This window comes from Pseudomonas sp. B2021 (genome assembly GCF_018135665.1).
In the GTDB taxonomy this organism is placed as follows: Bacteria; Pseudomonadota; Gammaproteobacteria; order Pseudomonadales; family Pseudomonadaceae; genus Aquipseudomonas; species Aquipseudomonas lactis.
On sequence record NZ_SMOF01000001.1, the window covers coordinates 2,431,406 to 2,443,305 of the forward strand.

Below are 11,900 nucleotides of genomic sequence, written 5' to 3' on the forward strand. Positions count from 1 at the left end.
ACGTCTGACTTTACGGTGGGGAAGTGCCTCTTCAAGGTTTGGTGTGCCACTGACTTGCTCCTGCTCGTTTACCTCGGAAGGCGTTACGCGTCAGTTTTCTTATCGAGACGAGCAGGGAGGTACGGCCAAAAAACATGGATAAGAGGCAAAAAAATGAGCGTAGGTCATTTCATTGGACTGGGTGACAAGACCACCTGCGGCGGGGAAGTGCTGGACGGTGATAAGAGAGTCAACATACATGGCCTTTTTCATGCGTGCGAAGGTGACCGAGTCACCTGTGGCAAGGATGGGCAAACTTATAAGATCGTCGGTGGCATTTCCCACATAAACAGCCATGGCCGGCTTATGGCCGGCACTTTGGATAGTTACAGCGACTGTCCCTGTAAAGCCGAGCTGATTCCTTCGGTGTACTCAGCCACCTATGAAAACCAACATGCAGAACCGCCCATTAACCTGCGAGTAGCTCAACCAAACGCATCATCTGTAAATCGAAACACTGTAGCGCCACGTCATTCTGGTTTCGTGCCGTCCGGTCATGTTGGATCAATGGCATCCAATGGTGTGCAAGGTCAGGAGCCAGGTTTTTATATCGTGCCCAAAAGCATGACCCGCGAGGCGCTGGAAGCCACACTTTTTCCGACGCTCGACCCGGCTGTGATGCGCAAGTTTCAAGCACTGAACCCGAATACGAATCACGTCAAAGCCGGTTCGATGATCGTGCTCAGCGATCCGAACAACACCTCCTGCACGTATCAAGAAGCGCAGCTGATGCAGGCTGCACAACACGTCAGTGCATCTCTGGATTCGCTGACGCCGGACGAGGCTGACTTTCTCTATCGCCACGGTGCCGAGATCGCTGGCTTTATCGGCCATACCTCCACCTGGCTCGGCGTCAGCGCAGTGGTGATGGAAAAGCACTTGAGCAACCTGCGCGAGACGCTCCAGGCCATGGAACGCCTGCATCAGGACAGCTATCGGCAGCACGGGCACCTTCGGTCACCGCAGTTTTTTGCTGATCGCCAGCGGTTGATGAACCAGTTGGATGCTCATCTGCTCAACTCCACCCGCCTGCGAGGACAAACAACGCTGGGCGATCACCCCAAGTTGAAAACGGCCCTTGGAATTTCCAGTCGCAGCTTGGTGCATCACTGGGACAAGGCGGGTGGGCCGGGGCAGATTCCGGGGTACGCCGCGCATGTGGAAGCGGTCAGCCGTGCCACGAAGTATATGAAGGCAGGTGGTTATATCGGTATAGGCCTTGGCGGTGTGTCTTCGTTGTTGGCTATACAGCAGGTGTGTAACGGGAATTCTGGTGCTGCGTGTGAGAAGGTTAAATTTACTGAAGGAGGGAAATTCGCTGGGTCTACTGCTATAGGTGTTGCAAGCGGATTGGCAGCGAGCTATGCCAGTACTGCGGTGTGCGTAGCGCTAGGCGTCACAACAGGGATCGGTGGTGTTATCTGTGTCGCTGCTGTTGTAGGCACTGGCGCCTGGGTGGGTACGACGTACGGTGGTAAAACGGGTGAGTACATAGGTGAAAAAATTTACGAGGCCAGGCAACCATGACCAGTATTGACACTTGGCCTCCCTGGATCGCAATCACCGTTACAGGGGGCCCGATTTTACTTGCCGCTGCTGGCATTATTTTTAGTCTTTACCTTAGCCGTCGATACTTGGACGCTATAAAGGATGCGCTAAAAAACAGTCGTTTTATTTATATCTGGGGAACAAGCCTGGGAAAGAGGGGGGTAATCTGGTCGCTTCTGGAAATATCAAAAATTGCCGGAATGGTGACGTTGCCGAAGGCGTCTATTCGCATCGGAGAACTGGACCCAGGCGATCTTGAAAATTTCCCCCCTCATCTAAAACGTCTGTTGACCATCAATATGATGATGTTGATCGGTTCCGTCTTTTGGGCAGCAGTTGCAGCCATATTGGTGGAATTTAGGTAAGTTGAGCGGGCCTCATCCGAGGCCCGCTATCCTGATCAGTCAAACCTCTGCGTACTCATCTGCACCGACCGGCCCCAGGACAAAAACAATGAAAACCCTACCGCCCGTTCACCGCATCGCCTTGCTCTTCAACGGCAGCAAAATCTACGACCGTGGCATCATCGCCGGTATTGGCAACTACCTGAGCAGCACCCGTGCGTCCTGGGATCTGTTCCTGGAAGAAGACTTCCTCTGCCGCCTGCGCGGTATCGAGCGTTGGCAGGGCGATGGGATCATTGCTGACTTCGATGACCCGCTGATCGGCGAGGCGCTGGCTGGGAGTCGGATACCGGTGGTGGCGGTGGGTGGCTCTTATGAGGATGTGGGCAAGTACCCCAAGGGCATTCCCTATGTGGCCACCGATAACCATGCCCTGATGAAGCTGGCCTACGAGCATCTGGTGGAGGCGGGGTTGACGCGGTTTGCCTGTTTCAGCCTGCCCGAAGCCCAGGCCAATCGGTGGGCTCAGGAGCGTGAGAAAGCTTTTCGCCGCTTGATGCAGCGCGATGGCTTGCAGGTGGAGGTGTATCGCGGACTGGGCACCAGTGCGCCGTTGTGGGACAGCGCGGTGGAGCAGCAGATTGCCTGGCTGCACAGCCTGCCCAAGCCTATCGGCATTATCGCGGTGACCGATGCCCGCGCCCGGCAATTGCTGCAAGCCTGCCTGACGGCGGGCATTGCGGTGCCTGAGGAGGTGGCGTTGATCGGCATCGACAACGACCCGCTGACCCGCACCCTCACGCGGGTGCCGCTCAGCTCGGTGATCCAGGGCACGGAGACCATGGGCCGCACCGCTGCGGCGCTGTTGCATCAGATGCTGCACGGCAAACCCTGCACGGGCACGCAGGTGCTGGTGCCGCCGGACGCCATCAACGTGCAAGCCTCCAGCCTGCATCAACCCCTGGGCAACCCTTACGTGATGCAGGCCTTGTTGTTTATCCGCCAGTACGCCTGCCAGGGCATCAAGACCGATCAAGTCGCGGCTTATGTCGGTGTTTCCCGCTCGTCCCTGGAAGCGCATTTTCGCAAAGCCCGCGGCTGCAGCGTGCATGATGAGATTTTGCGCTTCAAACTCGCTGCCGCCGCCAAGGGCCTGGAAAACAACAGCCTTGCTATCGCCGACATTGCCGCACGCTGCGGCTTCACCTCTGCGCAGTACCTGCATACGGTGTTTCGCCGCGAATTTGGCTGTACGCCGCGTCAGTATCAGCAGGGCAGGCCAGCTGTAAGGCCTGCTGCATACTCGCCAGCTTGATCTGGGTTTCCTCGTATTCATTGGCCGGCAGCGAGCCCTCGACAATGCCGCAGCCGGCGAAGGCGTGGCAATGCCTTGGGGTGATCAGCGCTGACCGCAGGGCCACGAGGAAGTCGCCATTGCCCTGGGCGTCCAGCCAGCCCACCGGCGCCGCGTACCAGCCACGATCAAAACCTTCATGGTCGCGGATGAACGCCAGAGCCGATGCCTTGGGCAGGCCGCCAACGGCGGGCGTGGGATGCAGGGCCTGGATACCGTCCAGCAGGCGCTTGCCCACGTTGAGTCGGGCGCTGATCGGCGTGCTCAAGTGCTGCACGGTGGCCAGTTTGAGCAGGCTGGGGCTGGATGCGGCCTGCAGGTCGCTGACCTTGTCATGCAGCGCCTGGGTGATGGTCTGCACCACCAGTTGATGCTCATGCTGCTCCTTCGGATCGGCCAATAGGCGTTCCCCCAGCGCTTGGTCCTCATTCGGCTTGAGCCCACGGCGGGTGCTGCCTGCCAGGGCGTGGGTGCTCAGGTGGCCCGACGCGCAGCTGAGCAAACGCTCGGGGGTGGCGCCCATGAAGCAATGGTCGCCACGGTGGATCGCGAACAGGTGCGAGGCGTTACGGCGTGCGTACAGGCGGCCCATCACCGCGCCGGTGTCGAGGGCCGCGTCCAGGCGGTGGTCGATATGTCGCGCCAGCACCACTTTGTTCAATTCACCCTGGACGATGGCGTCCAGTGCGGTCTCGACCTTGGCCTGCCATTGATATTGGGGCAAGGCGCTACGGCCCAGCACCGTGGGTGTGGCTGCCGGGTTGTGGGTGGGGTTGAGCAGATGTTCATAGGCGGCCAGGCTTTGCTGGGCCAGTGCGGCGGGGTCGCTGCCCGGCTCGATCACGCGCTGGCAACGCAGCCAGCGCCCGCTGGCGTCCTCGCTGAGCAACCAGTGGGCGAGGTGAAAACTGGCGTCGGCAAAGGGCGCCCAATGGGGGGCGCTGGGTCGCTGGTCATCGAAGCGCATGCCCCCCAGCAGCAAGGGCGCATGTGGCCCTTGTACAAGCGCATCGGCGCACAGTGCGAACCATTGGCGATCCACCTCGGCCATGCGTTGGGACCCGGTGGCTTCGATCTGCCAAGTGCAGCCCAGGCCGAACAGGCTCAGGTCGGGCGAATGCGCGCACCAGAAGAAACCTTGCCGATGGGCTTGATAAAGCGCCAAGGGCGCAAGCGTCGGCGCGGCGCATGCGCTGACGGCAATCACCGGCCGTTGGTACGCCACCGCTCGTTGGTGCGCGGCCTGGAACACTTTGAGCAAATCGTCCGCGTTCATACGGCCTTGCTCTTTTTCTGCAGCCAGAAGGCGGTCTGCTCGGCGATGTACCAATGGATGATCTGGTTGAACAGGCTTTCGATAAACTCCCCATCCAGCCCGACGTCCTGCGCCCATTGCCGACGCAGCGGTAGCATCGCCGCGACGCGCTCCGGGGCGGCGATGCTGGCTTGGTCGGGTTTGAATGCAGAGGCGGCCTTGACGTACTGCATGCGCAGGCCAAGGGCGTCGATGATCTGATGGTCGAGGTTGTCGATGGCGTGGCGAATATCAGCAAGGCCAGTGCAGTGTTCCGGGGTTTTCATCATGTGTCTCCCTGAAGGTAGGCGGTGCGTTGCGATAGGTGGTCGATCACCGGTCGCGGCTGATGCTTGAGGTAAAAATGGTCGCCGTCGAACAGGCGGATATCCGGGAGATGGCCGCTCAGGTCGGCCCAGGCGCGGGCCTGTTCCAGGCTGACTTCGGCGTCATCGCGGGCCAGCAGCACATCCAGCGGCGCCGCCAGGGGCGGCAGGTGTGCAGGGCGCCAGGTTTCGATGGCCTGGTAATCGCTGCGCAGCGCGGGCAAGAACACCGCACGCAAATGCGGGTTGGCCCACAGGCCGGCGGCCTGGGCATCCTGGCGCAGGATGTCGGCGATCAGTGCACTGTCGTCCTGGCGGTGCAGGTCGCTGGGCGGTTGCCGGTGGGGCGGCGCATGGGCCGAGACAAACACATGAGCCGGGCCGGCAGCGGCCGCTTCCAGGTGTACGCCCACGGCATAGGCCAGCGCCGCGCCCATGCTGTGGCCAAACAGCAGCAGGGGCCGCGCAGGCAAGGCCAGCAACGCCTGGCTGATGTGCTCGGCGAGAGTCTCCAGGCACGGCACATGCGCCTCGTTGAAGCGCTCTTCACGGCCGGGGTATTGCACCGCCAGCAGGTCGATATCCCCTGGCAGGTGCGCCAGCCACGGCCGGTAGAAGCTCGCACTGCCACCGGCGTGGGGCAGGCACACCCAGCGTACGCGGGGCTGTGGGCTCTCCCGTAAAACGCGCAGCCACCGGCTCATGATGCCAACACCTGTTCCGCTAGGGCCTTGCGGTTGACCTTGCCCAGGCGTGTCAGCGGAAATTCGCGTAGCACCTGCAAGCGGTCCGGCAACTTGTAGGCGGCCAACCCTCGTTCGCGCAGCCAGGCGTTGATCGAAGCCAGGTCAATTGGTTCGTCGCGGGCCAGCACGCAAGCGCAACTACGCTCACCCAGCAACTCATCGGCCAGGGCCACCAGCGCCACATCGCGAATCAGCGGGTGGCCCAGCAGCAGGTTCTCGATCTCTTCCACGGGGATCTTCTCACCGCCGCGGTTGATCACATCCTTGCTGCGTCCTTCGACAACCAGATGCCCTTCGGGCAGGCGCCGTACCAGGTCGCCGCTGCGATAAAAGCCATCGGCTGTAAACGCCCGCTGGTTGTGCTCGGCGGCGTTGTAGTAGCCCCGAATGGTGTAGGGGCCACGCGCCAGCAGTTCCCCCACGGCGCCAGGCGCGACCGCTACATCATCGGCATCGACGATACGGATCTCATCGGCAGCGGTCAGTGGTAGGCCCTGGGTTTCGAAGACCAGCGCCTGCGGGTCATCCAACCGGGTAAAACACAGCAAGCCCTCCGCCATGCCGTACACCTGTTGCAGGCCACAGCCCAGGGCGGGGCCGATGCGTGCGGCGATCTCGGCCTTGAGGCGCGCGCCGCCGACTTGCAGCCATTGCAAGCTGCTGAGGTCGTTGTCGGACCATTGCGCCACTTCCAGCCACAGCAACACCAGGGGCGGGATCAACGCCGTGTGGGTGATGCGTTCGCGTTCAATCAGTTCGAAGGCGGTGTCCGGGCTCGGCTCCGGCGCCAGCACCAAGGTGGCCCCGACACTGAACACGCCGAGTGCGCCCGGGGAGGCCAAGGGAAAGTTATGCGCCACCGGCAGCGCCGCCAGGTAACGGGTGTGGTCGTCGAAGCCACAGGCGCGAGCCGCCAGCCGGGCGTTGCAGGCGTAGTCGTCATGGGTACGCGGGATCAGCTTGGGCAGGCCGGTGGTACCGCCCGACAACAGCAGTACCGCGACGTCCCGAGCGTCTGGCGCGGGAAACTCGCGGGGGGTGGCGACGCAATCGGCCAGGGCCACGAACTCCTCGGCCGCGCCCACCACCCACACCTGTTGCAGGCTCGGCACCTGTTCAACCAGGGTGCGCGCCAGTGGCCGGTAATCGAAGCCCAGGTGCTGATCGACAATCACATAGGCCACCGCCTGGCTCAGATGGGCCAGGTGGGCCAATTCGTGCTCGCGATGGGCCGGTAGCGCAAACACCGGGATCACTCCCAGGCGCAGCAGGGCGAAGGTCAGGCTGAAGAACTCAGCGATATTGGGCAGTTGCACCAGCACCCGCTGGCCGGCAACCAGCCCGCGCTCGGCGAGGCCGGCGGCCAGGCGGTCGGCGTGTTGGTCCAGTTCGGCGTAGCGCCAGCGTCGGTTGCCGTCGACCAAAGCTTCACGTTGTGGTGTGCGCTGGGCTTGCTCGCGCAGCAGTTGGCCCAGGGGCACGCCTTGCCAGTAGCCTTGCTCGCGGTAGCGGCGGATAAAGTCTTCGGGCCAGTCAGTGCATCCATCAAGCATGGCAATCTCCTTGGGTGGTCGGGCAGCCGAGCAATTGGGCGCCGTGCAGGGTCAGCGGTTGCGCCAGGCCGGCGATCTGCACCGCCTGGACGCCGGTGTGGGTGGCCGGTTGCAGGTGCAACATAGGGTCGTCGCCGGCAAGCAGGTTTAGGGCTGTATGGTCGGCGGGGCTCACGCCAAGGTGAATGGCCGCCAGGCCAGTGGCACCGTTGGGATGGATCAGCCGCGCCGGATGCTGCGTGGGCGTGTAGGGCGTCACCAGAAAGGGCAGGCGCTCGTGGCGCGGATAGACAAAACGAAAGCGCGTCTGGCTGCCGTCTGCACAGGTGCGTTGCCAGTTCACCACGCGGCCCATGGCCACGCCGCTGGCCGCCAGGCCCTTCAGGCGCGGCGCCAGGGCCGCGTCATCGCACAGCAATGCCAGGTCGCAGAAGCCTTCGCCGTGGGCGGCCCAGCGCAACATGCGCCGTCCGGCACCACGCCCGGCCAGGCAGTCGATGGGCCACTTCAACAGCCAGGCGTGGCGCGGCGTGGTGAGCAACTCAATGATCGGCCCGTGGCTGAACCAAATATGCGCGTGCTGGGCGCGCGCCTCGGCGGTGGCGTAGGTGACCTCGAACCCGGCGGCGCGAAAACTCGCCACGGCCTGGTGCAGGTCGCGCACCCACAGCAATACATGGCTGCAGGAGGAACGGGACTGGGCAGTATTCAAAAGGGCAGGGCTCCCAAGAGTTGAGCGCTGGGGTCAGCGTCAGGGGGTTGCATGGCATCGGCGCGGCGGTGCAACTCGGCCAGCGGCAATGCCTGGGGAACAGGTGGCGCAATCAATTCGGGCATGCCGATCAGGCTGTTCATTTCGCGCCAGGCCATCGACACCTCGGTGGCCCACACGCCGCTGCGCAGGCGTCGCGCGGGGGTTTCGATGTCGGCGCACAACGCGTCCAGGGCGAGGCAGACCGCATCCGGCCACACTTGGTTGAACACCTGGTGATAGCTGGCAGGTATCTGCGGGTCGAGCACCACCATGGTCGGCCCGGCCAGTCGTTCGCTGCCGGGGCCTGCCATGATCAGGCGGTCGGTGTTGTCCCGTGACGCATGCAGGCGCGGGTTCCACAGCACCGGGCCGTGGGTATCGCAGAGGCTCAGTACGCCGGCTTCACAGCCTACTTCCAGGCGATGCATCAAAAACGAATGGTTGTCCGGGTCCTGGGGATGCACTTGGTTCTGCACGCGCAGGCTGATGGGCACGCCATTGAAACTGGCGCTCAACGGCGTGAAGGGGTGAGCGCCGACGCTGGCGGCGGGGGCTGCAAATGCCCAAGGCCGCAGGCCACCGGCCAGGCGCCCGAGAATGTCGAGCAGGGGGTAGGCCACCTGGCTGTTACAGGCCGCGTCGATATAGGCCAGTCCGTGTTGCTCGCGCAGGTAGTCGGCCACCGCGAGAAAGCGCCGGATCGCGAGGATATTGGGGTACAGCGTATTCACCGCGTAGGCCGCCTGGCCGTGGCGCGCCGCCCGCATGCACGCGGCAATTTCGCGGTGATGCACCGGGTGTTCCTGCAACACGTGAATGCCACGGCGCAGCAACTGCTGGGCCAGTTCGCTGCCGGCGCCACCGGTGGCGCCGGAGCGCACCACCACACAGGCGATATCGACGCTGTCCGGCACCTGCTCCACGGCCTCGTACAGTGGCACGCCGTAGTGGTCGGCGCAGGCCTGGGAGTAGGCATTGCCGCGCGACAGGATCCCCACCAGCTCATAACGCTCATGGGCTCGGGCCAGGGCTTGCAGGTAGATGCGGCCAAACGCGGTGCCTGCGACGATCACGCGTTGACGTGGGCGGCTCATGACCAGGTCACCGGCAGGCAGTGGGCACCGCGAAAAAAGGTCGCGGTTTTCCACTGTACCGCCCCGCAGCGTTTCAAGCTGGGCAGGCGTTGCACCAGCGCCTGCAACGCCTCCTGCAACTCCACCCGCGCCAGCGCCGCGCCGATGCAATGATGCAGGCCGTGGCCGAAGCCGAAATGGCCCTGGGCGTCGCGTTGCAGGTCCAGGGCCTGTGGGTTGGCAAAGCGCGCCGGGTCATGGTTGGCCGCGCCGATTGAAGCGAAGACCGCCTCGCCTTGGCGCACCAGGGTTTCACCCACCTGAATGTCTTGCAGGGCGTAATGCACAAACATCGCCGCCGAGGCCAGTGGGATATAGCGCAAAAGCTCTTCCACCGCCTGGGGGATGTGCTCGGGGTGGGCCTTGAGTTGTTGCCATTGCTGCGGGTTGTCCAGCAGCACCAGGATGAAGTTGGGAATCTGCGACGCGCTGCCTTCGTAGCCGGCGACCAGGATGGCGATGCACAACAGCAGCAGTTGTTCTTCGCTCAGGCACTCGCCTTGTTCGTCGGCCTGGGCCAGGGCGGTCATGAAATCGTCCTGGGGGTGGCGGCGGCGCTCGGCGACCAGGCCCTTGATATACGCCGCGAGTTCGCCCAAGTGCTGTTGCGTCAGGGCCGCGTCTTCGGGGCGGGTCGACAACAACGAGTCGTTCCACTGTTTGAAGCGTTCGCGATCGTGCAGCGGTACGCCCAGCAATTGGCAAATCAACGCCAGGGGCAGCGGCAAGGCAAAGTCATTGACCAGGTCGGCGGGCGGGCCGGCGGCGAGCATGCGGTCGATCAACTGGTGTGCGTAGGCCCGTGCATGGGGCCGCAAGGCTTCGACGCGGCGCCGGGTAAACGCCTGGGCAGCCCGGGAGCGAATGCGGGTCAGCTGCGGCGGGTCCATCATCACAATGCCACCGGCGATGCGTGGGAACGCCCGCGGTGCATCGTCACGGCGAAACGCTTCGCTGCGGCTGAAACGCCGGTCGCCCAGCACCAGGCGCACATCGTCATAGCGGGTGGCGAGCCAGGCGGGCGCGCCAATGGGCATCTGGATTCGCAGCAGGCCTGGCGCTTGCTGGGCATGGCGATAAGGCTCAGCCAGTGCCAGGTCGGTGAAGGCGTTGAAGGGGTAGGCCAGCGGGGTCATGGCAGGTCCTTGGCAGTAGACAGGTCGGGCAAACGGTCGAGCAGTTCAAACTGCAGGTCAGGGTGTTCCAGGTGGGCCGCCAGCGCGGCACGGCTCAGGCGTTGCTCGGGCACTTGGGCGACGAAGACGCGATGGCCCAGGCGCGCCAACGGGTGGTGGGCGGCGGGCAGGCTGCGATTGCCCTGGAAGCCGGCACGGGCCAGGGCGCTTTGCCACTGGTTGAGGTCCAGGAAGGTGCTGCTGCTGAGTGCGCGTTCATCGCTGGCCTGGTTGAGCATGAAGGCCTGGGACGCCATCACCCAGAATTCCTCCTGGGTCGGCTCGCTGAACACCAGCCAGCCGCCCGGCTTGAGCAAGGTCAGTAGGATGGCCAGGGAGCGCTCGGTGTCGCGGGGGGCATTGAGTACGCCGCCCGCAACAATCAAGTCCCAGTCCTGGGTGTGATAACCCTGGGCCAGGGCAGGGCGGTCGATATCGAACACGCCGTGGCGCACCCATGGCCAGGCGTGCAGGCGCTCGGCGGCCTGTTCGCTGAAGTAGCGCGACACGTCGGTGCACAGGTAGTCCACGGCGGTATTCGCCAAGGCCGGCAACACCGCCTGGGTGGTGGAACCGGTGCCCGCGCCGACCTCCAGCACCCGCAACGGCGCATCGGTGGGTTGACGCGTTGCCCAGGCACCCACCCAATGCGCCACGCTGCGATGCTGGTATTGCGCCGCCAGGCTTTCGCGGTACAGCGCCGCTGCGCGATCGGTGCGGCCTTGGGGAAACAGCAGGTGCACGGCGGCGCACTCGCCGCGCATCAGCGCTGGCAACTGGCGAGCATTGTCCCGTGCATAGTCGAGGGTGGCGCTGCCGCCGGTGTTGTCCGCCCAGTCCAGGCTCAACTGTGCCCAGAGGTCTTCCAGGGTGGCGGTGCTCCAGGCGCTGGCGTCGAGGCTGGGGTAGAGGTGGTCGCCCTTGCGCTGCAGCAGTTGCTGGGCTTGCAACACGTCCAGCCAGCGTGCGATCAAGGGCCGGTGGCCAGGCGCGATGCCGGCGTTGGCCAGGCTTTGGGCCACATCGTTGAGCGGTGCCGGCAGCAAGCCGCATTGCTCCAGGCCGTTAAGCATCGACAGCAAGGCCGCGTGGCTCAAGCGTTGGTTCAACTGCACGGCCTGGTTCAATTGCGTGACGCTGAACTGCTGATTGACAGCTGCCTCGGTTGCGTCGAGATGATCATCCACCGCAGTCGCTTCACAACGCTGGGGCACGGCGAGCAAGGTCTGGCCATGCAGCGCAACTGCACGCACCTGAGGGTGCCCCAAGGCCCGCTCACACCAGCGCTGTTGCTCACGCTTGAGCTCGGCCAGGTCGCGTCCATCTTCGGTGAAACCCTGCACGTGGCAATCCAGTTGGGCTGCGGCGCGTTCGGCCAGTTGCCAGTCGCCGGGGCGTTCGCTGACGAACAGCACCTGCTCCAGATGGCTCAGATCACTCAAGGCCAGGGCGGGAAAGTCCAGCAGGCGCTCCAACTGCTCGGCGCTCATCACCACCACCGCCGGGCGCTGGCGTTCAAGCACCGCCAGCAAACGTGCCGGTGCCTGTTGATGCACGCCCAGGTTGGTCAAGGTTGGCAGACGCCACGGATGCGCTCCGGCGGGCAGGTCGATGAGCAAGGTATCGACATTCAT

11 protein-coding genes are annotated in these 11,900 nt (G+C 63.8%); 3 read left to right on the forward strand and 8 right to left on the reverse strand.

The genetic code is table 11. The features are described from left to right. Window positions 1-153 precede the first annotated feature (153 nt). The 3 genes from E1K68_RS11060 to E1K68_RS11070 all read left to right on the forward strand — a co-directional run bounded on the left by E1K68_RS11060 (window position 154) and on the right by E1K68_RS11070 (window position 3,246). Window positions 154-1,566 (forward strand): PAAR domain-containing protein, encoded by a 1,413-nt coding sequence (locus E1K68_RS11060; RefSeq protein ID WP_169855234.1) that lies wholly within the window; start codon window positions 154-156, stop codon window positions 1,564-1,566. Further along, a complete protein-coding gene (locus E1K68_RS11065; RefSeq protein ID WP_192001888.1) occupies window positions 1,563-1,952 on the forward strand; it encodes a hypothetical protein in 390 nt (129 codons plus the stop codon). The genes E1K68_RS11060 and E1K68_RS11065 overlap by 4 nt, the downstream gene beginning before the upstream one ends. Window positions 1,953-2,040: 88 nt before the next feature. After that, window positions 2,041-3,246 (forward strand): XylR family transcriptional regulator, encoded by a 1,206-nt coding sequence (locus E1K68_RS11070; protein ID WP_212614086.1) that lies wholly within the window; start codon window positions 2,041-2,043, stop codon window positions 3,244-3,246. On the opposite strand, the gene E1K68_RS11075 is transcribed toward E1K68_RS11070, so the two are convergent. The 8 genes from E1K68_RS11075 to E1K68_RS11110 are packed head-to-tail and all read right to left on the reverse strand — an operon-like array spanning window position 3,134 to window position 11,900. Further along, window positions 3,134-4,561 carry an isochorismate synthase gene (locus E1K68_RS11075; protein ID WP_034135698.1) on the reverse strand — a complete coding sequence of 476 codons (1,428 nt, stop codon included), beginning with the start codon at window positions 4,559-4,561 and terminating at the stop codon, window positions 3,134-3,136. The two genes, E1K68_RS11070 and E1K68_RS11075, sit on opposite strands and share 113 nt — an antisense overlap. Beyond that, window positions 4,558-4,866, reverse strand: coding sequence for an isochorismate lyase (locus E1K68_RS11080; RefSeq protein WP_034135697.1), 309 nt, complete (start codon window positions 4,864-4,866; stop codon window positions 4,558-4,560). The genes E1K68_RS11075 and E1K68_RS11080 overlap by 4 nt, the downstream gene beginning before the upstream one ends. After that, window positions 4,866-5,609: an alpha/beta fold hydrolase gene (locus tag E1K68_RS11085; protein ID WP_034135696.1), complete on the reverse strand. Its 744-nt coding sequence runs from the start codon at window positions 5,607-5,609 to the stop codon at window positions 4,866-4,868. The genes E1K68_RS11080 and E1K68_RS11085 overlap by 1 nt, the downstream gene beginning before the upstream one ends. Further along, complete coding sequence (locus E1K68_RS11090; protein ID WP_212614087.1) at window positions 5,606-7,204, reverse strand: AMP-binding protein; 1,599 nt, start codon at window positions 7,202-7,204, stop codon at window positions 5,606-5,608. The genes E1K68_RS11085 and E1K68_RS11090 overlap by 4 nt, the downstream gene beginning before the upstream one ends. Then, window positions 7,197-7,916: a VOC family protein gene (locus E1K68_RS11095; protein ID WP_034135694.1), complete on the reverse strand. Its 720-nt coding sequence runs from the start codon at window positions 7,914-7,916 to the stop codon at window positions 7,197-7,199. The genes E1K68_RS11090 and E1K68_RS11095 overlap by 8 nt, the downstream gene beginning before the upstream one ends. Further along, a complete protein-coding gene (locus E1K68_RS11100; protein WP_034135693.1) occupies window positions 7,913-9,052 on the reverse strand; it encodes a Gfo/Idh/MocA family oxidoreductase in 1,140 nt (379 codons plus the stop codon). The genes E1K68_RS11095 and E1K68_RS11100 overlap by 4 nt, the downstream gene beginning before the upstream one ends. Beyond that, window positions 9,049-10,227, reverse strand: a complete 1,179-nt coding sequence (locus E1K68_RS11105) for a cytochrome P450 (RefSeq protein WP_212614088.1) — start codon at window positions 10,225-10,227, stop codon at window positions 9,049-9,051. The genes E1K68_RS11100 and E1K68_RS11105 overlap by 4 nt, the downstream gene beginning before the upstream one ends. Continuing rightward, window positions 10,224-11,900, reverse strand: a complete 1,677-nt coding sequence (locus E1K68_RS11110) for a class I SAM-dependent methyltransferase (protein ID WP_212614089.1) — start codon at window positions 11,898-11,900, stop codon at window positions 10,224-10,226. The genes E1K68_RS11105 and E1K68_RS11110 overlap by 4 nt, the downstream gene beginning before the upstream one ends.

What these genes read in the sequence shown, in the direction of transcription:
- E1K68_RS11080 (WP_034135697.1), bottom strand. Translation starts at nt 4,866, where the DNA reads ATGAAAACCCCGGAACACTGCACTGGCCTTGCTGATATTCGCCACGCC.
- E1K68_RS11075 (WP_034135698.1), bottom strand. Translation starts at nt 4,561, where the DNA reads ATGAACGCGGACGATTTGCTCAAAGTGTTCCAGGCCGCGCACCAACGA.
- E1K68_RS11085 (WP_034135696.1), bottom strand. Translation starts at nt 5,609, where the DNA reads ATGAGCCGGTGGCTGCGCGTTTTACGGGAGAGCCCACAGCCCCGCGTA.
- E1K68_RS11065 (WP_192001888.1), top strand. Translation starts at nt 1,563, where the DNA reads ATGACCAGTATTGACACTTGGCCTCCCTGGATCGCAATCACCGTTACA.
- E1K68_RS11105 (WP_212614088.1), bottom strand. Translation starts at nt 10,227, where the DNA reads ATGACCCCGCTGGCCTACCCCTTCAACGCCTTCACCGACCTGGCACTG.
- E1K68_RS11100 (WP_034135693.1), bottom strand. Translation starts at nt 9,052, where the DNA reads ATGAGCCGCCCACGTCAACGCGTGATCGTCGCAGGCACCGCGTTTGGC.
- E1K68_RS11090 (WP_212614087.1), bottom strand. Translation starts at nt 7,204, where the DNA reads ATGCTTGATGGATGCACTGACTGGCCCGAAGACTTTATCCGCCGCTAC.
- E1K68_RS11110 (WP_212614089.1), bottom strand. Translation starts at nt 11,900, where the DNA reads ATGAATGTCGATACCTTGCTCATCGACCTGCCCGCCGGAGCGCATCCG.
- E1K68_RS11070 (WP_212614086.1), top strand. Translation starts at nt 2,041, where the DNA reads ATGAAAACCCTACCGCCCGTTCACCGCATCGCCTTGCTCTTCAACGGC.
- E1K68_RS11060 (WP_169855234.1), top strand. Translation starts at nt 154, where the DNA reads ATGAGCGTAGGTCATTTCATTGGACTGGGTGACAAGACCACCTGCGGC.